General features: G+C 65.9%; 24 protein-coding genes. 11 read left to right on the top strand and 13 right to left on the bottom strand.

The annotated features are described in order from the left end of the window. Positions 1 to 3: 3 nt before the first annotated feature. A complete protein-coding gene (locus ACODS5_RS19925; RefSeq protein ID WP_489109470.1) occupies positions 4 to 369 on the bottom strand; it encodes a YbaN family protein in 366 nt (121 codons plus the stop codon). Between the two features lie 8 nt (positions 370 to 377). Continuing rightward, a complete protein-coding gene (locus ACODS5_RS19920) occupies positions 378 to 965 on the bottom strand; it encodes a YecA/YgfB family protein (RefSeq protein WP_134690972.1) in 588 nt (195 codons plus the stop codon). Positions 966 to 1,209: 244 nt separating this feature from the next. Between ACODS5_RS19920 and recQ the strand changes: the two genes are divergently transcribed. Both recQ and ACODS5_RS19910 read left to right on the top strand, forming a co-directional pair. After that, a complete protein-coding gene (recQ, locus tag ACODS5_RS19915) occupies positions 1,210 to 3,357 on the top strand; it encodes a DNA helicase RecQ (protein ID WP_134690970.1) in 2,148 nt (715 codons plus the stop codon). A gap of 138 nt (positions 3,358 to 3,495) precedes the next feature. Next, positions 3,496 to 3,933: a MarR family transcriptional regulator gene (locus tag ACODS5_RS19910; protein ID WP_028691103.1), complete on the top strand. Its 438-nt coding sequence runs from the start codon at positions 3,496 to 3,498 to the stop codon at positions 3,931 to 3,933. A 92-nt stretch (positions 3,934 to 4,025) separates the two neighbouring features. Here the strand turns inward: ACODS5_RS19910 and ACODS5_RS19905 are convergent, their stop codons facing one another. Continuing rightward, complete coding sequence (locus ACODS5_RS19905; protein ID WP_134690966.1) at positions 4,026 to 6,209, bottom strand: patatin-like phospholipase family protein; 2,184 nt, start codon at positions 6,207 to 6,209, stop codon at positions 4,026 to 4,028. A gap of 66 nt (positions 6,210 to 6,275) precedes the next feature. Here ACODS5_RS19905 and ACODS5_RS19900 point away from each other — a divergent pair, with 66 nt between their 5' ends. Next, complete coding sequence (locus ACODS5_RS19900) at positions 6,276 to 6,557, top strand: Rdx family protein (protein WP_134690964.1); 282 nt, start codon at positions 6,276 to 6,278, stop codon at positions 6,555 to 6,557. On the opposite strand, the gene ACODS5_RS19895 is transcribed toward ACODS5_RS19900, so the two are convergent. Both ACODS5_RS19895 and ACODS5_RS19890 read right to left on the bottom strand, forming a co-directional pair. Then, the gene (locus tag ACODS5_RS19895; RefSeq protein WP_489109469.1) at positions 6,558 to 7,445 is read right to left on the bottom strand and encodes a DMT family transporter; all 888 of its coding nucleotides are present in this window, start codon (positions 7,443 to 7,445) and stop codon (positions 6,558 to 6,560) included. It abuts the gene before it with no gap. Between the two features lie 140 nt (positions 7,446 to 7,585). Then, positions 7,586 to 8,380: a helix-turn-helix transcriptional regulator gene (locus ACODS5_RS19890; protein WP_134690960.1), complete on the bottom strand. Its 795-nt coding sequence runs from the start codon at positions 8,378 to 8,380 to the stop codon at positions 7,586 to 7,588. 123 nt (positions 8,381 to 8,503) lie between these two features. On the opposite strand from ACODS5_RS19890, the gene ACODS5_RS19885 reads away from it, so the two are divergent. Then, on the top strand, positions 8,504 to 9,319 hold the full coding sequence (locus ACODS5_RS19885) for a UDP-2,3-diacylglucosamine diphosphatase (RefSeq protein ID WP_489109468.1): 816 nt from the start codon (positions 8,504 to 8,506) through the stop codon (positions 9,317 to 9,319). Positions 9,320 to 9,528: 209 nt separating this feature from the next. Here the strand turns inward: ACODS5_RS19885 and ACODS5_RS19880 are convergent, their stop codons facing one another. Continuing rightward, positions 9,529 to 9,840: an Mpo1-like protein gene (locus ACODS5_RS19880; protein WP_134690956.1), complete on the bottom strand. Its 312-nt coding sequence runs from the start codon at positions 9,838 to 9,840 to the stop codon at positions 9,529 to 9,531. A gap of 156 nt (positions 9,841 to 9,996) precedes the next feature. Between ACODS5_RS19880 and ACODS5_RS19875 the strand changes: the two genes are divergently transcribed. Then, positions 9,997 to 11,043, top strand: coding sequence for an AraC family transcriptional regulator (locus ACODS5_RS19875; RefSeq protein ID WP_489109467.1), 1,047 nt, complete (start codon positions 9,997 to 9,999; stop codon positions 11,041 to 11,043). Here the strand turns inward: ACODS5_RS19875 and ACODS5_RS19870 are convergent. Then, positions 11,000 to 12,454 (bottom strand): TrkH family potassium uptake protein, encoded by a 1,455-nt coding sequence (locus tag ACODS5_RS19870; protein ID WP_134690952.1) that lies wholly within the window; start codon positions 12,452 to 12,454, stop codon positions 11,000 to 11,002. The two genes, ACODS5_RS19875 and ACODS5_RS19870, sit on opposite strands and share 44 nt — an antisense overlap. Before the next feature lie 169 nt (positions 12,455 to 12,623). Here ACODS5_RS19870 and ACODS5_RS19865 point away from each other — a divergent pair, with 169 nt between their 5' ends. After that, positions 12,624 to 13,181 carry an NAD(P)H nitroreductase gene (locus tag ACODS5_RS19865; RefSeq protein WP_134690950.1) on the top strand — a complete coding sequence of 186 codons (558 nt, stop codon included), beginning with the start codon at positions 12,624 to 12,626 and terminating at the stop codon, positions 13,179 to 13,181. 115 nt (positions 13,182 to 13,296) lie between these two features. Here ACODS5_RS19865 and ACODS5_RS19860 read toward each other — a convergent pair whose 3' ends face one another. The 6 genes from ACODS5_RS19860 to ACODS5_RS19835 form a co-directional block, all read right to left on the bottom strand. Continuing rightward, positions 13,297 to 14,628: a sensor histidine kinase gene (locus ACODS5_RS19860; protein ID WP_134690948.1), complete on the bottom strand. Its 1,332-nt coding sequence runs from the start codon at positions 14,626 to 14,628 to the stop codon at positions 13,297 to 13,299. A 69-nt stretch (positions 14,629 to 14,697) separates the two neighbouring features. Then, complete coding sequence (locus ACODS5_RS19855) at positions 14,698 to 15,114, bottom strand: Spy/CpxP family protein refolding chaperone (RefSeq protein WP_134690946.1); 417 nt, start codon at positions 15,112 to 15,114, stop codon at positions 14,698 to 14,700. Positions 15,115 to 15,368: 254 nt separating this feature from the next. Further along, on the bottom strand, positions 15,369 to 16,046 hold the full coding sequence (locus ACODS5_RS19850; RefSeq protein ID WP_134690945.1) for a response regulator transcription factor: 678 nt from the start codon (positions 16,044 to 16,046) through the stop codon (positions 15,369 to 15,371). A 7-nt stretch (positions 16,047 to 16,053) separates the two neighbouring features. Further along, complete coding sequence (locus ACODS5_RS19845; RefSeq protein ID WP_134690943.1) at positions 16,054 to 16,446, bottom strand: SH3 domain-containing protein; 393 nt, start codon at positions 16,444 to 16,446, stop codon at positions 16,054 to 16,056. A gap of 122 nt (positions 16,447 to 16,568) precedes the next feature. Then, positions 16,569 to 16,868, bottom strand: a complete 300-nt coding sequence (locus ACODS5_RS19840) for a YciI family protein (protein WP_489109466.1) — start codon at positions 16,866 to 16,868, stop codon at positions 16,569 to 16,571. Between the two features lies 1 nt (position 16,869). Then, positions 16,870 to 17,466, bottom strand: a complete 597-nt coding sequence (locus tag ACODS5_RS19835; protein WP_489109465.1) for a septation protein A — start codon at positions 17,464 to 17,466, stop codon at positions 16,870 to 16,872. Between the two features lie 67 nt (positions 17,467 to 17,533). On the opposite strand from ACODS5_RS19835, the gene ACODS5_RS19830 reads away from it, so the two are divergent. The 5 genes from ACODS5_RS19830 to rluB all read left to right on the top strand — a co-directional run bounded on the left by ACODS5_RS19830 (position 17,534) and on the right by rluB (position 21,837). Then, a complete protein-coding gene (locus ACODS5_RS19830; protein WP_489109464.1) occupies positions 17,534 to 18,394 on the top strand; it encodes a PHP domain-containing protein in 861 nt (286 codons plus the stop codon). A 13-nt stretch (positions 18,395 to 18,407) separates the two neighbouring features. Further along, positions 18,408 to 19,037: an L-threonylcarbamoyladenylate synthase gene (locus tag ACODS5_RS19825; RefSeq protein WP_038707583.1), complete on the top strand. Its 630-nt coding sequence runs from the start codon at positions 18,408 to 18,410 to the stop codon at positions 19,035 to 19,037. Further along, the gene (locus ACODS5_RS19820; RefSeq protein WP_489109463.1) at positions 19,034 to 19,861 is read left to right on the top strand and encodes a segregation and condensation protein A; all 828 of its coding nucleotides are present in this window, start codon (positions 19,034 to 19,036) and stop codon (positions 19,859 to 19,861) included. Before ACODS5_RS19825 ends, ACODS5_RS19820 begins: the two co-directional genes overlap by 4 nt. 14 nt (positions 19,862 to 19,875) lie before the next feature. Next, on the top strand, positions 19,876 to 20,634 hold the full coding sequence (scpB, locus tag ACODS5_RS19815) for an SMC-Scp complex subunit ScpB (protein WP_489109462.1): 759 nt from the start codon (positions 19,876 to 19,878) through the stop codon (positions 20,632 to 20,634). A 132-nt stretch (positions 20,635 to 20,766) separates the two neighbouring features. Then, positions 20,767 to 21,837 (top strand): 23S rRNA pseudouridine(2605) synthase RluB, encoded by a 1,071-nt coding sequence (rluB, locus tag ACODS5_RS19810; RefSeq protein WP_134690931.1) that lies wholly within the window; start codon positions 20,767 to 20,769, stop codon positions 21,835 to 21,837. The last annotated feature ends 167 nt before the right edge of the window (positions 21,838 to 22,004 follow it).

The raw sequence follows: 22,004 nt of genomic DNA, 5'->3' as shown, positions 1-22,004 counted from the left end.
GCGTTACCGTGGCCGGTGCAAGGTCTTCTGCTTGAGGATCCAGGCGCTGACCAGCACCGCGCTGGCCAGCATGAATGCCCGCGCCCAGAACAACGGTACCAGGTAGCAGGACAGCCCGATGCTGGCCCACATCAAGCCGATGGCGTAGACCTTGCCCTTGAGCGGAATCCCCTCACCGCTTAGGTAGTCGCGGATCCACGGCCCGAGTTTCGGGTGGTTCACCAGCCAGTGGTAAAAACGTGGCGAGCTGCGGGCGAAGCAGGCCGCCGCCAGCAGCAGGAACGGGGTGGTGGGCAATACCGGCAGGAAGATCCCCGCCACCCCCAGCGCGACGCTGAGCCAGCCGAGGGCCAGCAGCAGGTAGCGCACCACCTCGATCAGTGGTGGCGTGGCTTGAGCAGGGCAGGCTTCTCTTCGGGGGCGTGCAGCAGCAGGAACAGGGCGCTCAGCGCCTCGGGGATCTGCACGATCATGTCGTCCTGCAGGTTGGCGTTGCTGGCAATGTCGGCGAACTCGGGCTGTTCGTCGAACAGGCCCGAGCCGACCATGATCGGCAGGAGCATTTCGCTGACTTCTTCCTCGGCGTTCTCGAACCAGGCCTCTTCACGCAGGAACACGCCCTCCATGAAGCCGATGCACCAGCCGCGCAGGTCGGAATCGTCCGGCTCGTCGGTCAGGTCCAGCTCGCACGGCAGGTCGAATTCCTCGTCGCTGGCCAGCTGGCGGGCGATGTGGCCCTTGAGCGCGACCAGGGTGGCTTCGATCTCGGTGCGCTGGGCATCGCTGGCGTAATGGGGTTCTTCGGCGAACAGCGCGTCGATCCATTCGCGTTCTGGAACTTCCTCGGAGCAGATCGACAGCGCGGTCAGGTAGCCGTGGGCGGCGACGTAGTCCAGCGCTTCTTCGTGCAGCTCATCGGCGTCGAGGAAGGCTTGCAGGCGGGTCAGTTGCTCGGCGAAGGACATTACAGGGCTACCTTGGGGAATAAACGATGCTGAATTCTAGCACCTTGCGGCGCTCGCGGGGCAAAGCGAACGTCTGTCACCGGGGCATGCCGGGGTACGCGGCAGTCGGGTATACTCCGCGGTTTTTCGTGCCAGGTGGCGTTTTGCGGCCATCCGGCAAAAACCGCTTACGCATTCGGTGTGTGCGCGGCGGATTTATCGTCCAGCCTGAGTCCAGGATGGTACGGCGATTTTGGAGTGGCAAATGCTCGAACAGGCTCAGCGCGTCCTCAAGGATGTCTTCGGTTACGACAGTTTCCGCGGGCGCCAGGCAGCGATCATCGAATGTGTGGCGGGCGGTGGCGACGCGCTGGTACTGATGCCCACCGGTGGCGGCAAGTCCCTGTGCTTCCAGGTGCCCGGCTTGCTGCGCCCTGGCTTGACGGTGGTGGTGTCGCCGCTGATCGCGCTGATGGACGACCAGGTCGCCACCCTCGACGAGCTGGGCGTGGCAGCCGCTGCGCTGAACTCCACGCTCAGCGCCGAGCAGCAGCGCGACCTGGCCGGGCGCCTGCGCCGCGGCGAGGTGAAGATGCTGTACCTGGCCCCGGAGCGCCTGGTGCAGCCGCGCATGCTGGACTTCCTGCGTGGCCTGGACATTTCCCTGTTCGCCATCGACGAGGCCCACTGCGTGTCGCAATGGGGTCACGATTTCCGCCCGGAATACCTGCAACTGGGCCAGCTCGCCGAACTGTTCCCCCATGTGCCGCGCATCGCCCTGACCGCCACCGCCGACATGCGCACCCGCGAGGAGATCGTCCAGCGCTTGCACCTGCAAGGCGCCGAGCGCTTCCTGTCGAGCTTCGATCGGCCGAACATCTTCTACCGCATCGTACCTAAGGAAGCGCCGCGCAAGCAGTTGATGGCCTTCCTCGGCGAGCGCCGTGGCAACGCCGGCATCGTCTATTGCCTGTCGCGCAAGAAGGTCGACGAGACCGCGGCCTTCCTTTGCGACCAGGGCTTCCCGGCGTTGCCTTACCACGCCGGCCTGGCGGCCGAGACCCGCGCCGCCAACCAGCATCGCTTCCTCAACGAGGAAGGGCTGATCATGGTCGCCACCATCGCCTTCGGCATGGGCATCGACAAGCCCAACGTGCGCTTCGTCGCCCACCTCGACCTGCCCAAGTCGCTCGAGGCCTATTACCAGGAGACCGGCCGGGCTGGCCGCGACGGCCTGCCGTCGGACGCCTGGATGGCCTACGGCCTGCAGGACATGGTGATGCTCAAGCAGATGCTGCAGAACTCCGAGGGCGACGAGCGCCACAAGCGCATCGAGCAGCACAAGCTCGACGCCATGCTGGCGCTGTGCGAGGAAACCCGCTGCCGCCGTCAGTCGCTGCTGGCCTACTTCGACGAAGTGCTGGAGCAACCCTGCGGGCATTGTGACAACTGTGTCGACAACGTGCAGACCTGGGACGCCACCGAGCCCGCGCGCCAGGCGCTGTCGGCGGTGTTCCGCACCGGCCAGCGCTATGGCGTCGGCCACCTGGTCGACGTGCTGCTGGGCAAGGACACCGAAAAAGTGCGCAATTTCGGTCACGAGAAGCTCTCGGTGTTCGGCGTCGGCAAGGCCCTGGCCGAGGCTGAATGGCGTTCGCTGTTCCGCCAGCTGGTGGCCCGTGGCCTGGTGGACATCGACCTGGAAGGCTACGGCGGCCTGCGCCTGTCCGATAGCTGCCGGCCGCTGCTGCGCGGCGAGGTGAACCTGCAACTGCGCCGCGACCTCAAGCCGCAGACCACGGCCAAGACCTCCGGCGGCAGTGGCGGCAGCCCGGCCAGCCAACTGGTGCGCGCCGAGGAGCGCGAGCTGTGGGAGGCGCTACGCACCCTGCGACGCAAGCTGGCCGAGGAGCACAGCGTGCCGCCTTATGTCATCTTCCCCGACTCGACCCTGCTGGAGATGCTGCGCAGCATGCCCACCAGCCTCAGCGACATGGCCCAGGTCAGCGGTGTTGGCGCGCGCAAGCTGGAGCGCTACGGCCAGGCTTTCCTCGAAGTGCTCAACGGTGCTGGCGGCACCGAGGAGGCGCCGAAGGTGGTACTCGACCTGCGTCACGAACTGGTCAGCCTGGCCCGTGCCGGCATGACCCCGGCGCAGATCGCCGGCCAGCTCGACTGCAGCGAGAAGAACGTCTACAGCTTGCTGGCCGAGGCCATTGGCCGCCAGGAACTGAGCCTGGAGCAGGCGCTGGATTTGCCTGAAGACCTGATGATGGAGGTGCAGGACGCCTTCCTCGACGGCGAGGGCGAGTTGCCACCGGTGTCGGTGGTGGCGCCGCTGTTCGGCGCACGGGTGCCCGAGGGTGTGCTGCATTGCATACGAGCGGCGCTGGCGGCGGAGTTCGAGCTGTGATCGCGGGCATTTGCGCCATTTGCTGATCTTTGTCATGCCCTTACACAACTATCAGCGATTTCCTCGGCGCTGAGCCTTGCCGGATCGATCGGGGCATGATTAGCTGACTAATAATTAGTTCTGGTTATTGAGTTTTTTATGCCACTTACCGACAACCAACACCGCTTCGGCATGCAGCTGGCCCAGATGTCCCGGGGTTGGCGTGCCGAACTGGACCGCCGCCTGGCCGGGCTCAACCTATCGCAGGCGCGTTGGCTGGTGCTGCTGCACCTGGCGCGTTTCGACGAGGCGCCGACCCAGCGTGAGCTGGCCCAGAGCGTGGGCGTCGAGGGCCCGACCCTGGCCCGCCTGCTCGATAGCCTGGAAAGCCAGGGCCTGGTGCGCCGCCAGGCGGTGATGGAAGACCGCCGGGCCAAGAAGATCCTGCTGTGCCCGCCGGCCAAGCCGCTGATCGACCAGATCGAGACCATCGCCAACGCCCTGCGCCTCGAGCTGTTCACCGGCATAGACGAGGCCGACATGGAAGTGTGCATGCGCGTGCATGCGAAGATTCTCGATAATCTCGAGAAGTCCTGACAGCAGCTTCAAGCTTCAAGCTTCAAGAGAAAGCGGATCTGTGTACCTACGCGATCCGCTTTTTCTTGGGGCTTGAAGCTTGCCGCTTGCCGCTAGAAGGTATGCCCCAGGTTCAGGTACACCGCCTTCTCATGGGCATCGTTGGTCCCATAGCTCAGGTTCAGCGGCCCCAGCGGCGTTTCCAGCCCCAGGAAGATGCTCGCCGCGTTGATGTAGCCACTGTCGAACTCATTGTCGTTGTTCCATGCCCGGCCGCGCTCCAGCGAACCGCCCAGGTACAGCGGGAAGTCCAGCGGCAGGTACGCCCGCGGGGTCAGGCGGCGGTAGTAGACCATCCGTAGCAGGCTCATGTTCTGCCCGGAGACCGAGTCCTGGCGAAAGCCCGACAGCTGCCGCGCGCCACCGAACACGAAGCTTGAGGTCACCACCTCGGCGTCATCCAGGGTTCTTCCGTAGCGCCCGCCCAGCACCAGGGTGTTCGGTCCGCTGCTGATGGCCTTGTCCAGGTTGACCAGCCATTGCCGGTAGTCCTGGTCCGAATCCAGCGACTTGTCGTACTTGCGCACGGTCAGGCCGATATCCTCGCCGCTGTGCGGGAAGTACACGTTGTCGAAGGTGTCGAACGAGTACTTGAGTTCGTAGAAACCCTCGTTGAAGCTGACCTTGGGCAGGTCCTGGTCGCCGATGCGCACCTCGGCATTCCCCCAGGCCTTGCCCACGCCCAGGCGCACTTCGCCGTAAGTGCCGATCTGCCGACCGACATTGAGGCCGAAGCCATAGCGCTCGAGGCGATACTCGGCCACCGGGTCGTTGTCGAGGGTGGCCTCGACGTTCTGCGAGCCCAGGTCCAGGTAAGGAGCGATGAAGTAGCGCGAACCGACGTCCAGCGGCTGGTAGAACTCGCTGTACAGCTCCTGCTGGTCGCCGATCTGCGCGCGGGTCAACCATTCGGCGCCAAGACGGTTGATGCCGTTGACTCGGTAGCTGGCACCAAGGTTGAAGGCGCTGTCGCCGCGCAGGTCGTCGGACAGGTTCAGGCCCAGGCGCAGGTAGTCGGTGCCGCCGCGCCGGCCGCGGGCATTGATCACCAGGGTGTTGTCCTCGCCCTTGTGCACCACCCGGTACTGCACCTGGTCGAAGTAGTCGAGGCCGTACAGGGTGCCCATGTCGGTCTGCAGGCGGCCGAGGTCCAGCGGTTCGCCGATGGGTTGGCGGATGTAGTAGCGGATCACGTCGTCGCTGACCTTGGAGTCGTTCTCCACCTTGATCGCGGTGATAATCGGCGTGCGCTGGCGCGGCGAGCGGGCCACGGCCAGGTTGGCGTCGCCTTCGGGCTGACGCAGCGCCGCCAGGCGTGGGTCGAGACCGCGGGTGGCGCGGTAGCCGGCGTCGATCATGTCCTGGGCGCGGCCGAAGTCGGTGACGCCGAAGGCTGCCAGTGGCGGCTGTACCAGGATGTCCTCGCGGCGCAGGCTGGCCAGTTGCTCCTCGGAGTTGCGCCGGGTCATCAGGGTGATCGACTGGTTGAGCACATCCACCACCGTGGCCAGCTGCTTGCGGTTGCGCAGCGGCGTGCCGATGTCGACGACGATGGCCAGGTCGACGCCCATCTCGCGCACCACATCCACTGGGATGTTGTCGGTCATGCCACCGTCCACCAGCAGGCGGCCGTCCAGCTCCACCGGGGCGAACACCGCCGGGATCGACATGCTGGCGCGGATCACCTGGGGCAGGTGGCCACGGCGGAACACCACCTTTTCGCCGCTGGTGATATCGGTGGCCACGGCGCGGAACGGGATCGGCAGCTTGTCGAAGTCGCGGATGTCGGCAGTGTGGGCCAACTTGCTTTCCAGCAGCAGGGCCAGGTTCTGGCCCTGGATCACCCCCAGGGGCAGGCCGAGGCTGCCGTCGTCGCGAAAGCTCAGCTTCTGCTTGACCAGGAAGTCGCGGTCGTCCTGCTTGCGCCGGAACGGCACGTCCTTGCGCGGTGGCGCGTCGGACAGCGCCTGTTGCCAGTCGAGGGTGGTGGCCAGCTTCTCCAGTTCGGCGATGCTGTAGCCAGAGGCATACAGCCCGCCGACCACCGCGCCCATGCTGGTGCCGGCGATGGCGTCGATGCGCACGCCCTGTTCCTCGAGAGCCTTGAGCACGCCGATATGCGCCAGGCCACGGGCGGCGCCGCCGGACAACACCAGGCCGATCTTCGGCCGGGGCGCGTCGATGGCCTGCACCGTGAGGGAGGTGAGCAACAGGAAGCAGAACAGCAAGCGGCGCATCGTGAGTCTCAAACCAGAGGGTAAAGACCGCTAGTATAAGCGGCCCTTCCCACGGAGTTCCCCGACATGCCCGATAACAAGCCGCAAATTGTCATCACTTATTGCACCCAGTGCCAATGGCTGTTGCGCGCCGCCTGGCTGGCGCAGGAGTTGCTCAGCACCTTCGCTGACGACCTCGGCCAGGTCGCCCTGGAACCTGGTACCGGCGGGGTGTTCCGCATCACCTGCGACGGCGTGCAGATCTGGGAGCGCAAAGCCGACGGCGGCTTCCCCGAGGCCAAGGCGCTCAAGCAGCGGGTGCGTGACCAGATCGATCCGCAGCGCGACCTGGGTCACAACGATCGCTGATCAGGCGCTTTCGGCCACGGTCCGCCGGGTGGGTTGCTTGGCGGCCAGGCGGCTGGACAGGACGATGGCGAAGATGATCAAGGCACCACCAGCGAGCATGCGCAGGGTCGGCTGTTCGGCGAACACCACCCAGGCCACGGCGATGCCGTAGACCGGCTCCATGCCGAACACCACTGCGGCGGTACGTGCCTTGATCACCGCCAGGCTGGCGACGAACAGGCTGTGGGCGACGCCGGTGCAGAAGATGCCGAGCAGGGCGATCCACAGCCAGTCCATGGGCGCCACGACTGCCAGGCCCGGCGCGGCGAACGGCAGCAGGCACAGGCTCACCACCAGGTTCTGCCACAGCGCCGCCTGCACGGCGGGCAGGCGCCCGGAGCCGGCGCGGTTGGTCAGCGACAGCAGCGAGAACAGCAGGCCCGAGAGCAACGCCCAGAGCAGCCCGCCGGTGGCCTCGCTGGCCAGGTCGAAGGCAGGGGTGACCAGCACCAGGCCGATGCTCACCAGCAGCACCAGGACAGCCTCGTTGCGGCGAATGCGTTCGCGGAACAGCAGGCCCTCGAGGATCACGGTAAAGGCTGGGAAGCTGGCGAAACCGAGGGTGGCGATGGCCACGCCGCCGACCTTGACCGCGATGAAGAAGCTCACCCAGTGCCCGGCCAGCAGCACACCTCCCAGCAGCAGGCGGCGCAAGTCCTGGCCGCGCAGCGGTTGCCAGGCCTGGCGCGCCAGGCCGGCGAACAGGCCCAGGGCCAGCACGGCGAACGCGGCGCGGCCGAAGACGATGATCGAGGGGCTGGCACTGGCGGCCAGTTTGCCGAAGACGCCGGTCAGGCCGAAGAACAGCGCGCCGATATGCAGGGCGCCGAGGGCGGTGCGGTGGTTCATGGTGATCCTTTGGCTGCGGTGAGCGTTGCGTGCTGGCTCCTTCGCCGGGCAAGTCCGCTCCCACAGATCATGCACAAGGCATGTGGGAGCGGGCTTGACCCGCGATGAAGTCGATATAGGCAGCAGTGTACGTTCGATTCTCAGGCAGTTCTGTCGCCCGCCTCGCGCCCGTTGTCGCCAGACTCGCGGCGCAACGCCAGCGGCGTACAGCCGAATGTTCGCATCACTGCCGCGCTGAAGGCGCTTTGCGAGCCATAGCCCACCCGCGCCGCGACCTCACCCACCGGCAGCGGGGTGTCGCGCAACAGTCGCCGCGCCATCGACAGCCGCCGCTGGCGGATATAGTCCATCGGCGTCATGCCGCACTCGCTGGCGAACCGCGCATGCAGCCGCGCGCTGGACAGCCCGGCCAGCCGCGCCAGGTCGGCGACCTGCAATGGATAGGCGGCGTGCTGCTCGATATGCCGGTCGAAGGCGGCATAGGGCAGGCGCTTGCTGGCCGCTATCGCGGGCCCGGCGTGAGGCAGCAGGCTGGCCAGCAACAGCACGGCGCCCTGGCGGGCGATCAGCGGGTCGTCCACAGGGCTGCTCGCCAGCCAGTCGACCAGCTGCTGCTGGCGGCTGTCCAGGCTCAGGGCGCCGGGGCAGTCGAGCAAGCGCCGGCTGTTGTCGACATGCTCGCCCAGGTGCTGCTCGAGCCACTGCCCGGGTGGTATGTCCAGCACCAGGCATTGGCTGCCGGCGGGGCTGCCGCAGGTATGGTGAGCACCGGCCGGCACCACCATCAGGTCCTGGCGATCGATCCGCGCGCCACGGCCCTGCACCTCGAAATCCAGACGCCCGCCTAGCCCGAACACCAGTTGCGAATGGTCGTGGCTATGGGCGATCAGGTCGTGGCGGTAATGGCGCAGCGACAGCAGCGGGCCGGTGGTCATGGCAAGTCCTCGTGTGCAGGCAGGCAGTGTACACCCTGCGCCGGCGCGCAGATCGTCACCGGATTGCCACCAACCTGTCACCTGCGCCTGCCAGTCTCCAGCAAACAGCGCCGGAGCCTGCCCATGACCCATGCCGAACTCGCCCGATCCTCGCGCAAGCAGCGTGTGCGCACCCTCTGGATCTCCGACGTGCATCTGGGTACCCGGGACTGCCAGGCCGAGCACCTGGCGCACTTTCTCAAGGGTTACCAGGCCGACCGCATCTACCTGGTCGGCGACATCATCGATGGCTGGAAGCTGCGCAGCGGCATTTATTGGCCGCAAGCCCATACCAACGTGATCCGCCGCCTGCTGACCTTGAGCAAGCGCGGAACCGAGGTGATCTACGTCACCGGCAACCACGACGAATTCCTGCGCCGCTATTCCAAGCTGATGCTCGGCAACATCCAGTTGGTGGACGAGGCCGAGCACCTGACGGCCGATGGCCGGCGCCTGCTGGTGATCCACGGCGACCAGTTCGATGTTATTACCCGCTACCACCGCTGGCTGGCGTTCCTGGGCGATCGTGCCTACGAATTCACCCTGGTGCTCAACCGCTGGCTCAATCATTGGCGGGCCCGCTATGGCTATGGCTACTGGTCGCTGTCGGCGTACCTCAAGCACAAGGTCAAGGGCGCGGTGAACTTCATCAGCGACTTCGAGGATGCCATCGCCCATGAGTGCACCCGGCGTGGCTTCCAGGGCGTGGTGTGCGGGCATATCCACCATGCCGAGATCCGTAAGGTCGGCGAGGTGGAATACCTCAACTGTGGCGACTGGGTGGAGTCATGCACGGCGCTGATCGAGCACTGGGATGGGCAGATCGAGCTTTACCGTTTCGCCGAGGCCCAGGCCCGGGAGACGGCGCAACGCTTGGCGGCACTGGGCGAGACGGCCTGAACGAGTCGCGGCGCTTCCTGTAGGCGCAAGCCTTGCTGGCGAACCAGGCGGCACGGAGGATGGCACCGGCTACGCCGGTGTTCGCCGGCAAGCCGGCTCCTACAACGGTTACGGCCTGCAATACCCGTAGGAGCCAGCTTGCTGGCGAACCAGGCGACGCGGTGGCTCGAGAGCATTCAGCAAGTCGGTTGCTGGCGCCAAGCCTGCAATCAGAGGGCGATGCGTCCCAGCAGGATGTCGCGGAACATGGCGAAATCGCCGACCAGGCTGTACCACGGGTGGCTGAAGGTGGCGGGGCGGTTTTTCTCGAAAAAGAAGTGCCCGACCCAGGCGAAGCCGTAGCCGGCTAGTGGCACGGCCAGCAGCAACAGCCATTTGCCGCTGCCCAGGGTGTAGGCGAGCAGGGCGATCACCAGGGCGGTGCCGACGAAGTGCAGGCGACGGCAGGTGGGGTTGCTGTGCTCGCCCAGGTAATAGGGGTAGAACTCGGCAAAACTGCGGAACTGCGTGGTGCTGGTCATGGCGGTGCTTTCCGGATCTGCGGGTCTGGCTACAGGATACACGGCGTGGAGCCTGAATCGAGTCTAGAGTCAGTTGGGGGGATGGCCAGTGACCCTGGGCGCCAATTGAGTATCCTTTCGCTTCACCGCCGTAGCGATCAACACAAGAAGCCCGCCATGAGTGAGAGAACCACGTCAGCCAGCTGGGCATCAGGCATCGTCAAGGCACTTGAGCTCGAGGGGCTCGACTGCCCGGCGATGTTCAGGCAGCTGGGCCTGGATTTCGCTGCCCTGGACGATCCGGACGCGCGCTTTACCCAGGATTCGATGACCCGCCTGTGGCAACTGGCGGTGGAACTGTCCGGCAACCAGGCCATCGGCCTGAACATGGCGCGGGTGGTGCGCCCGGCGTCTTTCCATGTGGTGGGCTACGCGCTGATGTCCAGTCGGACCCTGGCCGAAGGCTTCGAACGGCTGGTGCGCTACCAGCGGATCATCGCCGAAAGTTCGGACCTGAGCTTTCGCCTGGAACCCGACGGCTATGCTTTGGTGTTGACCGTGCATGGCGATCACCTGCCGCCCACCCGACACAGCGGCGAGGCTTCGCTGGCTTGCGCCCTGGCGCTGTGCACCTGGCTCAGCGGGCGGCCGATCCAGCCGCGGCGCGTGCTGATCCAGGGCGCCCTGCCGAAAAATGTCGAGCCGTACAAGGTGGCTTTCCACGCGCCGCTGCAATTTGGCGCGCCCCATGACGCGCTGGTGTTCGCGCGTGCCGACATGGAGGCGCCGTTGCCCACCGCCAACGAGGCGATGGCAGTGCTGCACGACCGTTTCGCCGGTGAGTACCTGGCGCGTTTCTCGGAAAGCCGGGTAACCCACCGCGTGCGCCAGGTGCTGTGCCGCATCCTGCCCCAGGGCGAGCCCAAGCGTGAAACCGTGGCCCAGGCCCTGCACCTTTCGCAGCGCACCTTGCAGCGGCGCCTGCAGGACGAGGGCACCAGCTTCCAGACCTTGCTCGACGACACCCGCCGCGAACTGGCCGAGCAGTACCTGGCGCAGCCTGGCACCACGTTGCTGGAAACCGCCTACTTGCTGGGTTTCGCCGACCCGAGCAACTTCTACCGGGCGTTCCGCCGCTGGTTCGACAGCACGCCGAGCGAGTACCGCACGCGGCTGTCGGTCAGTGACGCCAGAACGCCGGCATGCACAACACCAGCACCGTGATGATCTCCAGGCGGCCCAGCAGCATGCCGCCGGCAAGGATCCATTTGGCGGCATCCGGCAGCGTCGCGTAGTTGCCGGCCGGGCCGATCACTTCGCCCAGCCCCGGGCCGACGCCCGAGACAGTACCGGCGGCACCGGTGAGCGCGGTCATCCAGTCCACGCCCAGCAGCGACAGCAGCAGGGCGATGATGCAGATGGTGATGGCGAAGAAGAACGAGAACGTCAGGATCGAACGCACGATCTCTTCGTCGAGGCGGTGGCCGTTGTACTTCTGCTTGATCACCGCGCGCGGGTGGATCAGCTGGTTGAGGTTGGCCTTGAGCAGGATGTAGGCGACCTGGAAGCGGAAGATCTTGATGCCGCCGGCCGTCGAGCCGGAGCAGCCGCCGACGAAGCCCAGGTAGAAGAACAGCATCAGCGAGAAATTGCCCCACAGGCTGTAGTCGCCCAGGGCGAAGCCGGTGGTGGTGACCACCGAGGTGACGTTCAGGGCCACGTGGCGCAGGGCGTCGAGCCAGTGCAGGTCGGTCGTCGCCCAGTACCAGGTGCCGAGTACCAGCCAGGTGGCCACCAGCATGGCGAGCAGGCCCTGGACCTGCTGGTCCTTGATCAGCGCCCTGCGGTGGCCACGCAGGGTCGCCACGTAGAGGGTGAATGGCACGCTGCCCATGATCATCACCACCACCGCGACCCAGTGCACCGCGGGGATGTCCCACTTGGCCAGCGACTGGTCGGAGGTGGAGAAGCCGCCGGTGGAAATCGCCGACATGGCATGGTTGATCGCGTCGAACGGGCTCATGCCCGCCCACCAGAAGGCCAGGCTGCCGAACACGGTGATGCCGACGTACACCGCGACGATCGACTTGGCGACCATGTGCGAGCGCGGCATGACTTTTTCGGAGCGGTCGGAGGACTCGGTCTGGAACAGGCGCATGCCACCGATACGCAGCAGCGGCAGGATCGCCACCGCCATGCCGATGAAGCCGATGCCGCCCAGCCAGTGCAGCATCGAGCGCCACATCAGGATGCCCGGCGACATGTTGTCCAGGCCGCTGAGCACGGTGGCGCCGGTGGCGGTGATGCCGGACATGCTCTCGAAGAAGGCGTCGGTGTAGCTGATGTGCTGGGTCAGCAGGAAGGGCAGGGCGGCGAACACGCACACCACCAGCCAGCTGCTGACGGTCAGCAGGTACATGTCGCGGGGGCGCAGGTGCACGTGGTCCGGGCGGCCGGGGATGACCAGGCCGAGGCCGGCGATGAAGGTGATCAGGCTGGCCCAGAGGAACGACGGCATGTCGCCGGTGCGCTCGAAGACCACCAGGGTCGCCATGGGCACCACCATGCTCACTGCCAGGGTGATCAGGAAGATGCCGATGATGAAACCAATGATCCTTAAGGTCGGCAACGCCATGTGATCTGCTCTGACTCGCTACGGAAAGGGCGCCATTTTAAGCCGCAAGTTGCAAGCTGCAAGCGTCTGGCGTGAATGAGGCTTGCGAAGGCTGTTTTTCTTGTGGCTTGCAGCTTGATGCTGGCAGCTTGAGAATGGCCGCACTTTCAATCTGCCAGGAGGGTAGCCCATGGAGGCTCTCGACGCATTGCTCAACCGTGTTTCCGTGCCACGCCTGACTGACCCGGCGCCCAATGCCGCCCAGCGCGAGGCGCTGTTCCAGGCCGCATTGCGTGCGCCTGACCATGGCCAGTTGCGCCCCTGGCGTTTCCTGACCATCGAAGGGCAGGGCCGGGAAAAGCTCGGCGAGCTGTTCGCCGAAGCCGTGCAGGCCAAGGGCGATGCAACCCAGGCCGCCCTGGACAAGGCCCGCGCCATGCCCTTGCGCGCGCCGTTGCTGATCGTGGTGATCGCCCGGCTGCAGGATCACTTCAAGGTGCCGAAGATCGAGCAGAGACTGGCCGCGGGCTGCGCCGCCCATGGCATCCTGATCGCCGCCCATGCCCAGGGTATCGGCGCGGTATGGCGCACTGGCGACATGGCCTTCGATGCCCATGTGCACAAGGGCTTGGGCCTGGAGGCGAACGAAGAGGTAATCGGCTACCTGTATGTCGGTACGCCGTTGGGCGAGCCGCGCACGGCGCCGGTGCTGGAAACCGCGCAGTACGTCAGCGCCTGGGGCGAGTGACTATTGGGGCCGCTTTGCGGCTCTTTCGCGGCACAAGGCCGCTCCTACAAGTGTTCGCATTCCTGTAGGAGCGGCCTTGTGCCGCGAAAGGGCTGCAAAGCAGTCCCAGGATTGGTCAGCCAGTAGCACGCTCGCAGGGAAAATCCAGCGTCGCAATGAAGCCGCCCTGCGGGTGGTTGGTCAATACCAGCGCCCCACCATGGCGCTCCGCCGCCTTGCGCGCGATTGCCAACCCCAGCCCATGGCCCGGCGCCTCCTGCCCCGGCGCCCGGAAGAACGGTTCGCCCAGCTGCGCCAAGTGCTCTGCCGCCACTCCCGGCCCATGATCGCGCACGCTCAGCACGATGCGATCTTGCTCGCGCCGGGCATGCACCTCGATCGGCTGGCCGATCGGGTTGAAGCGCAGGGCATTGCGCAGCAGGTTGTCCACCGCCCGTTCGATCAGCGTTGGCCAGCCATGCAGGGTCAGGCCCGGCTGCATTTCCAGGCGTACCTCCTGGTCTGGCGCTGACAGCTGGGCGTCCTTGCGCACGCCGCCCAGCAAGGCATTGAGATCCACCGGCTCGGCATGCGCCTGTTCGGCATCGACCCGGGCCAGCACGAGGATTTCGCTGATCAGGTCCTCCAGACGATCGCATTCGCGGGTCAGGCGCGGCCACAACGCCTGGCGCTGTTCGGCTTCGGCGCGTTCGGCCAGGGCCAGGGCGATGCGCAGCCGCGCCAGCGGTGAGCGCAGCTCATGGGAGACGTCGCGCAGCAGCTGGCGCTGGCTGCCGATCAGGCTTTGCAGGCGTGCGCCCATCTTGTTGAAGTCGTTGGCCAGCACGCCGAATTCGTCGCGGCGCACCGCCAGGCGCGCCAGGCTGTTCTGCTGGTAGCTGGTCTGCCCCAGGTCATGCACGGCGCCGCGCAGGCGGCTCAGCGGGCGGGTGATGGACAGGGTCACCAGCAGGCTGAACAGGGTCAGCACCACCAGGGCTATGCCCAGGGCACTGAGCGGCCAGATCAGGCTCTCGCGGTGCCAGGCCGCCAGCTCCGGGTGAGGGATGCGGTAGATCAGCAGGTAGGTCTCGCCGCTGCCGGGGCTGGTGTATTCCTCGGTCAGGCGGCGCCAGGGCAGGCGTCGTTCGTCATTGTGCTGGCGCGCCTCGAAGGCGGCGGCGCGGCGCGGGAAGGTGCCGGGGACCACAGCCTCGCCGCTGTCGTCGAGCACCTGCACGTCGATCTTGTAGTGGTGCTTGCGTCGTTCGAGGAAGCGCTGGGCCGCCTCGACACCTTCCTGTTCGTAATGCTGCGCCCAGTGGCTGGCCAGGCCGTTCAGCCCGGGATGGCGGCTGAGGATCCAGGTGTCCTGGTTGAGCATGTGCCCGAGCAGGATCGACAGGCCGGCGACCAGGGCTATGGCCAGCCAGAAACTGGCCAGGATGCGCCAGAACAGTGAACGCAAGACGAGCACCTCCGAGGAATGGCGAAAGCCCGGCCCGCTGGAGAGCGAGCCGGGCGTCGGGTTGACAGCTTACTGGGCCTTGGCGGCTTTTTCAGCTTTCCAGGCCTTGAACTCCTGCCACTCGGCCTTGCGTGCGGCGCGTTCCTTCTGCAGGTCGTCGAACTTCTTCTGCTGCTCGGGCTTGAGCAGCGCGCGCACCTGGCTGTCGGTCTTGTCGTGGCTGGCCTTGAGTTCGTCCTTCAGGGCCTTTTGCTCGGCAGCGGGCAGCTTGTCGATGTAGCGCGCGGTGATCTCGCGGCGCTGTTGCATCTGCTCGCCCATCAGCTTGCCGATCTGCTGGCGTTGCTCGCGGCTCAGGTCCAGCTGGGCGAAAGGCGCGTCACCGCGGTGATGCGGGCCGTCATGGCGCGGACCGCCTTCGGGCATGGCCATGGCCACGGTTGGCAGGGCGGCGGCGAACATCAGGGCGATAAGGGTCTTGCGCATGGTGTCTCTCCTTTGAGGGGCCGGTGGTTACCGGATGAGCCCAGTCTAGGGAGATCAAGGTCAAGGGCGGTCAGGCGAGGGTAAAGGCTGGGTAAAGATGAAAGGCGTCGCGGTGCGGATTCTGTAGGAGCGACCTTGTGTCGCGAAAGGGCTGCGCAGCAGCCCCGGGATATCAGCGTTTTTGCAAAGATCGCCGGGGCCGCTTTGCGGCCCTTTCGCGACGCAAGGCCGCTCCTACAGGGTTCTGGTCGCTGTCAGAGACTGTAGTAATAGCCGCGGCTGCGCAGGGCGACGATGCGCGGGCGGCCATCCGGGTGCGGCCCGATCTTCTTGCGCAGGTTGCTGACGTGCATGTCCAGGCTGCGGTCATAGAGCGTGAGCTTGCGGCCCAGGCCGATCTGCGCCAGTTCCTGCTTGTCCAGCGGCTCGCCGGGTTGGCGCAGCAGTGCCTCGAGGATACGGCTTTCGGAGAGGGTGAGGGTCATCTCGCGTTGGTCGATGCTGACCACCCCGCGCACCGGGCTGAAGACCAGGTCGCCGACCTCGACCTGGCTGCTGGGCGCGCTGGGGTGGCTGCGGCGCAGTACTGCGCGCAGGCGGGCGGTGAGCTCGCGCGGGTCGCAGGGCTTGGCCAGGTAGTCGTCGGCACCCAGTTCCAGGCCGAGGATGCGGTCCAGTGGCTCGCCGCGGGCCGAGAGCATCAGCACCGGCAGGTCGGTGTGTTCGCTGCGCAGCTGTTTGAGCAGTTCCAGGCCGCTGCCGTCCGGCAGCATGACGTCCAGAACCACCGCCGCCGGCGCATGGGCAGCCAAGGCCTGGCGCGCGCTCTGGCCGTCATGGCAGGCGCGTACCGCGAACCCTTCCTGGGTCAGCCAGCTGCCGAGCAGCTCGCACAGTTCCTGGTCATCATCAATCAGTAACAGCTCGCTCATGTCTCACTCAATTCAACCATTGACGGCGTCTTCTGTGTCCGCCGCTGGCTAAGATACCGCAGACGGCCGACAACAGTGCAACGACCGAGCCGATCAGGAACCACTGCTGCTGGTCGGTCAGCAGGTGTTGGGGGGCGCTGGCGCCAGCTTGCAGCTCCTTGAGCGCCAGCTTCAGGCGCTGGTTGTCCTGGCGCAGGCGGGTGAGCTGGGCGCTTTCGCGCTCGCTGTCCTGGCGCTGCAATTGCAGGTTCAGCGCGTCGCGCTGCTTCTCGCTTTCTTCCAGGCGCTGTTGCAGCTCGGTGATCCGCGCCCCGGCTTCCAGCGACAACGGCTGCTCGGCCGCGGCGAAAGGGGACAGCAGCAACAGGCAAAGCAACAGGGACATCGGACCTTGACGCATTGGAACTCCTGATTCGAATCGATTCAGGAGGTTGTCGGCCGGTTGTCGGAATTTGTGAATGGTGCCGCGCGGGGGGTAGCTGGGGCGGCCTCGTGGGAGCGGGCGCGCCCCTCAAAAGCCGGTTATGGCAGGACTTGCTTGAACGGCTTGACCACGACCTGGTCGTAAACGCCCGCGGCGATGTAGGGATCGGCATCGGCCCAGGCCTGGGCGGCGGCCAGCGAGTCGAACTCGGCGACGATCAGGCTGCCGCTGAAACCGGCTGCGCCAGGGTCGTTGCTGTCGATGGCCGGGTGCGGCCCGGCCAGTGCCACGCGGCCTTCGGCCTTGAGCTGCTGCAGGCGCTCGATGTGTGCCGGGCGGGCGGCCAGGCGTTTGTCCAGGGAGTTTTCCACGTCGCTGGCGATGATGGCGTAGAGCATGTCAGTCCTTGGGTTTGGAGGTGGAGGGGTCGGCGTCGTGCAGGTGGCGCGAAAGGTAGACGCCCTGAGCCACCAGGAAGATCACGGTCATGCCCAGGCTGCCGAACACCTTGAAGTCGACCCAGATGTCCTGGAAGGTGAAGGCGACGAACAGGTTGGCCGCGCCGCACACCAGGAAGAAACCGATCCAGGCCAGGTTCAGGCGCGTCCAGATGGCCTCCGGCAGGCTCAGGGCGTGGCCCATGATGCGCTTGATCAGCACCCGGTCGCCGATGAAGTGGCTACCGGCGAAGGCCAGGGCGAACAACCAGTTGACCACCGGCGCTTTCCACTTGAGGAAGGTCTCGCTATGGAAGGCCAGGGTCAGGCCGCCGAACACCAGGCAGGCCACCAGGGTCAGCAACTGGCCTTTTTCCAGCTTGCCGTGGCGCAGGAACAGCGCGCCATAGACCACCAGGGAACTGACGATGAGCATCGCCGTGGCGCTGTAGATACCGCCGAACTCGAAGCCGTGGCCGGCGAATTCGACCGGGCGCGGGTCAAGCTTGTAGACGATGAAGAACAGCAGCAGCGGGATGAAATCGATGAATTGTTTCACAGTGGCAGCCAGAAGCGGGATGTGACGGCATAATAACAAACATCGATTCCAGCGAAAGCGCTCCTCCATGAATGTTGATCTGCACTGCCACAGCACGGCCTCCGACGGCGCCTTGTCGCCCACGGCGCTGGTCGCCCGGGCCCATGAGCACGGGGTGCGCACGCTGTCGCTCACCGACCACGACACCATCGACGGTCTGCCCGAGGCGCGCCAGGCCTGCGCCGAACGGGGCATGGCCTGGGTCAGCGGCGTGGAGCTGTCCTGCACCTGGGGCGGCGCCACCATTCATGTGCTGGGTTATGACTTCCCCCTCGATGCCGCGCCATTGCTCGAGGCGATCGACGGCCTGCACCGTGGCCGCTGGCTGCGCGCCGAGGAGATCGACCGCAAGCTGGCGGCCAAGGGCATGCCGGGCGCGCTGCAAGGCGCGCGGGGGGTGCAGCAGGAACTGGGCGACAGCGGCAATGCCCCGGCGCGACCGCATTTTGCCGAGTTCCTGGTGCGCGCCGGCTTCGTCAAGGACCGCGGCGAGGCGTTTCGCAAGTGGTTGGGCGCCGGCAAGCTGGGCGACGTCAAGCTGCACTGGCCGACCCTTGAGGAAACTGTCGCCACCCTGCGCGAGTCCAACGCCTGGGTGAGCCTGGCTCATCCCATGCACTACGATCTGACCCGCAGCAAGCGCAGACGGCTGATTGCCGACTATATTCAGGCTGGAGGGCAGGCACTGGAAGTGGTCAATGGGATGATGCCGCCCGAGCAGGTGGGAACGCTGTCTATCCTCACCCGTGAGTTCGGCCTGCTGGCAAGCGCCGGCAGCGACTTCCACGGCCCCGGCACCTGGGGCGAGATCGGTGCCTACCGGCCATTGCCCGAGGACCTGCCACCCCTGTGGCGCCGATTCCGACATGAACAGCCTATGGCGGTATGAACAGGACGACTACGTGAGCCAATTTTTCCAGATTCATGCGGAGAACCCGCAGGCGCGCCTGATCAAACAGGCTGTCGAGATCATCCGCAAAGGTGGGGTGGTGGTCTATCCGACCGACTCGGCCTATGCCATGGGCTGCCAGATCGGTGACAAGGCTGCCATCGAGCGCGTGCGCCGCCTGCGCCAGCTGGACAAGCACCACAACTTCACCCTGCTGTGCTGTGACCTGTCCGAGATGGGCACCTTCGCCAAGATCGACACGGCAACGTTCCGCCTGCTCAAGGCCCACATTCCGGGCCCGTACACCTTCATCCTCAACGCCACCCGCGAGGTGCCGCGCCTGCTGATGCACGACAAGCGCCGCACCATTGGCCTGCGCGTGCCGTCCAACCCCATCGTCCTGGCCCTGCTCGAGGAGCTGGGCGAACCGCTGATGAGTGTCAGCCTCATTCTGCCAGGCGACGAGGAGCCGATGACCGACCCCTACGAGATCCGCCAGCGCCTGGAGCACCATGTCGATCTGATCATCGACGGCGGCTTCGGCGACCTGAAGGCCTCGACCGTCATCGACCTGTCCGGTGACGAGCCCGAGCTTATCCGTGAAGGCTGCGGGGATCCGACGCCATTCCTGGTCAACGCGTGAGCCAGGTACAAGCCCCCGAGGCGCCGGTCACAGAGGTGCAGACGCCGTTCCAGCTGCAACTGGCCCTGGTCTACGGCGAAGCCCTGACCGAGATGCCGGTCGACCTGTATATCCCGCCGGATGCCCTGGAAGTCTTCCTCGAAGCCTTCGAAGGCCCGCTGGACCTGTTGCTGTACCTGATCCGCAAGCAGAACGTGGACATTCTCGACATCCCCGTGGCCGAGATCACTCGCCAGTACATGAGCTATGTCGAGCTGATGAAGAGCGTGCGCCTGGAGCTGGCGGCCGAGTACCTGGTGATGGCCGCCATGCTTGCCGAGATCAAGTCGCGCATGCTGCTGCCGCGTTCCGGCGAGGTCGAGGAGGAGGAGGGCGACCCGCGCGCCGAACTGATTCGCCGGCTGCAGGAGTACGAGCGGTTCAAGGCCGCCGCCGAAGGTATCGATGAGTTGCCCAGGGTCGGACGCGAAATCGTCGTGCCGCGCCTGGAGGCTCCGCAGGCCAGGGTGCGCAAGTTGTTGCCCGAGGTGGCGCTGGAAGAGATCCTGCTGTCCATGGCCGAGGTCATGCGCCGCAACGACCTGTTCGAGAGCCACCAGATCACCCGCGAGGTGCTGTCGACCCGCGAACGTATGAGCGAAGTGCTCGAACGCCTCAAAGGGGGCGCCTTCGTGCCCTTCGTCGAGCTGTTCACCCGCGAGGAGGGCAAGCTCGGTGTGGTGGTGACCTTCATGGCGATTCTCGAGCTGGTGAAGGAATCCTTGATCGAACTGGTGCAGAATGAGCCCTTCGCCCCGATTCACGTCCGTGCCCGGGCAGAATGACCTGACAACTACCGATGAATCTGAACGAACCCCGTGAACTGGCGTCGCTGATCGAGGCCTTCCTGCTTGCCTCTGGCAAGCCGCAATCCCTCGAACGCCTGTATGAGCTGTTCGAGGAGGCCGAGCGCCCGGCCCCCGCTGTTTTCAAGAAGGCCCTGGAGGTGCTGGGCAAGTCCTGCAACGGCCGCGCCTTCGAGCTCAAGGAAGTAGCGACCGGCTATCGCCTGCAGATCCGCGAGGACTACGCACCCTGGGTCGGCCGCCTCTGGGAGGAGCGTCCGCAGCGCTATTCCCGCGCGCTGCTGGAAACCATGGCGCTGATCGCCTACCGCCAGCCGATCACCCGTGGCGAGATCGAGGACGTGCGTGGCGTGGCGGTCAACAGCAACATCATCAAGACGCTCATGGAGCGCGAGTGGATCCGCATCGTCGGCTACCGCGAGGTACCGGGGCGCCCGGCTATGTTCGCCACCACCAAGGCGTTTCTCGATCACTTCAACCTCAAGAGCCTCGACGAGCTGCCGGCCTTGGCCGAACTGCGCGAGATGGAACTGGAGCCCGTGCTTGACCCGGACGAGGCGCCGGTACCGGCGCATTTGCAGGCGTTGGCCGATGCCAGCCTGGGCGAGGAGGGCGCGGAACAGGCGCCCAAGGACGAGACCAGCTTCCGCTCGCTGCTGGTGGAACTGGATGCGATGGAAGACGGGCTCAAGACCGATTTCGATGATTTGCGCGATGAGGCGCAGGCGCCTGAGACCGAGCCGAAAGTCTAGGGGATGCGATCGCCACCTTTGGGCGGAATCTGCGGGCCTTTGGCGAAAAACCTTCTACCCTCCAGATGCGTTAGTCTGCCGAACCGCGTATGATGCGCGCCCGCTTTCACTACTACACCGGGAGGTGCCCAGATGAGTGACCAAGATCTGCAAGACCAACAACCCACCCCGCCATCCGGCGAAAAGCTGCAGAAGGTGCTGGCGCGCATTGGCGTCGGTTCGCGCCGTGACGTCGAGGCCTGGATCAGCCAGGGTCGTATCAAGGTCAACGGCGTCGAGGCCACCCTCGGCCTGCGCGTCGACCTGCACGACGCCATTACCGTCGATGGCAAGCTGATCAAGCGCGTCGAGTCCGCCGAGGCGACCCGTCGGGTGATCATGTACAACAAGCCCGACGGTGAAATCTGCACCCGCGACGACCCGGAAGGCCGCCCGACCGTGTTCGACCGCCTGCCGCGCCCGAAAGAGGGGCGCTGGATCAACATCGGTCGCCTGGACATCAACACCACCGGCCTGCTGTTGTTCACCACCGATGGCGAACTGGCCAACCGCCTGATGCACCCGTCATACGAGATGGACCGTGAATACGCGGTGCGTGTGCGTGGCGAGGTCGATGACGACATGGTCGATCGCCTCAAGGCTGGGGTGATGCTCGAGGACGGCCCAGCCAAGTTCACCGACATCCAGAAGGCGCCGGGCGGTGAAGGTTTCAACCACTGGTACCACTGCGTGGTGATGGAAGGCCGCAACCGTGAAGTGCGGCGCCTGTGGGAGTCCCAGGGCGTGGTGGTCAGCCGCCTGAAGCGCGTGCGTTTTGGCCCGGTGTTCCTCAACTCCGACCTGCCGATGGGCCGCTGGCGCGAAATGAGCCAGGGCGAGATCGATATCCTGGCCGCCGAAGTCGGCCTGCAGCCGGTGGCGCTGCCAGAGATGAAGCTCAAGGCCAAGGACAAGCTCGAGCGCCTGCAGCGCAAGTCGACCCGTCCGCTGGGCCGTGGCGAGCGTGTGCGCAGCTTGCGCCCGGCTGCCGAAGGCCAGGGCGAGCGTCCGGCCCGTGCGCCGCGTGAAGACGCCGCGCCACGCAAGGGTAGCCGCGGTAGCGCGGTGGCTGAGCGGCCGAGCGAGATGCGCAAGCGCCCGGCGCGTCCAGACGGCGATAAGCCGGCGGGGCGTGGCCGGGGGCGCGAGAAGCCGCGCGGCTGATCGCTCTCGGTGTTGCCAAAGCCAGCCCTTCGGGCTGGCTTTTTTGTGCGCGAGTGCGCGATCTGCCCCGGCCCCGTAGGGGCCAGCCTTGCTGGCGAAGCAGGCGACGCGAAGGATGGCACCGGCTGCGCTGGTGTTCGCCGGCAAAGCCGGCTCCTACGCTGTTC

This window comes from Pseudomonas sp. FG47, assembly GCF_057809115.1.
This window is presented reverse-complemented; position numbering and strand designations above follow the sequence as displayed.

Bases quoted from the DNA above. Each gene is read 5' to 3' on its own strand.
- ACODS5_RS19880 (WP_134690956.1), bottom strand. From the start codon at position 9,840: ATGACCAGCACCACGCAGTTCCGCAGTTTTGCCGAGTTCTACCCCTAT.
- scpB (WP_489109462.1), top strand. From the start codon at position 19,876: ATGAATCTGAACGAACCCCGTGAACTGGCGTCGCTGATCGAGGCCTTC.
- ACODS5_RS19905 (WP_134690966.1), bottom strand. From the start codon at position 6,209: ATGCGCCGCTTGCTGTTCTGCTTCCTGTTGCTCACCTCCCTCACGGTG.
- recQ (WP_134690970.1), top strand. From the start codon at position 1,210: ATGCTCGAACAGGCTCAGCGCGTCCTCAAGGATGTCTTCGGTTACGAC.
- ACODS5_RS19845 (WP_134690943.1), bottom strand. From the start codon at position 16,446: ATGCGTCAAGGTCCGATGTCCCTGTTGCTTTGCCTGTTGCTGCTGTCC.
- ACODS5_RS19900 (WP_134690964.1), top strand. From the start codon at position 6,276: ATGCCCGATAACAAGCCGCAAATTGTCATCACTTATTGCACCCAGTGC.
- ACODS5_RS19850 (WP_134690945.1), bottom strand. From the start codon at position 16,046: ATGAGCGAGCTGTTACTGATTGATGATGACCAGGAACTGTGCGAGCTG.
- ACODS5_RS19865 (WP_134690950.1), top strand. From the start codon at position 12,624: ATGGAGGCTCTCGACGCATTGCTCAACCGTGTTTCCGTGCCACGCCTG.
- ACODS5_RS19855 (WP_134690946.1), bottom strand. From the start codon at position 15,114: ATGCGCAAGACCCTTATCGCCCTGATGTTCGCCGCCGCCCTGCCAACC.
- ACODS5_RS19830 (WP_489109464.1), top strand. From the start codon at position 17,534: ATGAATGTTGATCTGCACTGCCACAGCACGGCCTCCGACGGCGCCTTG.
- ACODS5_RS19895 (WP_489109469.1), bottom strand. From the start codon at position 7,445: ATGAACCACCGCACCGCCCTCGGCGCCCTGCATATCGGCGCGCTGTTC.
- ACODS5_RS19870 (WP_134690952.1), bottom strand. From the start codon at position 12,454: ATGGCGTTGCCGACCTTAAGGATCATTGGTTTCATCATCGGCATCTTC.
- ACODS5_RS19910 (WP_028691103.1), top strand. From the start codon at position 3,496: ATGCCACTTACCGACAACCAACACCGCTTCGGCATGCAGCTGGCCCAG.
- ACODS5_RS19920 (WP_134690972.1), bottom strand. From the start codon at position 965: ATGTCCTTCGCCGAGCAACTGACCCGCCTGCAAGCCTTCCTCGACGCC.
- ACODS5_RS19890 (WP_134690960.1), bottom strand. From the start codon at position 8,380: ATGACCACCGGCCCGCTGCTGTCGCTGCGCCATTACCGCCACGACCTG.
- ACODS5_RS19875 (WP_489109467.1), top strand. From the start codon at position 9,997: ATGAGTGAGAGAACCACGTCAGCCAGCTGGGCATCAGGCATCGTCAAG.
- ACODS5_RS19885 (WP_489109468.1), top strand. From the start codon at position 8,504: ATGACCCATGCCGAACTCGCCCGATCCTCGCGCAAGCAGCGTGTGCGC.
- ACODS5_RS19840 (WP_489109466.1), bottom strand. From the start codon at position 16,868: ATGCTCTACGCCATCATCGCCAGCGACGTGGAAAACTCCCTGGACAAA.
- rluB (WP_134690931.1), top strand. From the start codon at position 20,767: ATGAGTGACCAAGATCTGCAAGACCAACAACCCACCCCGCCATCCGGC.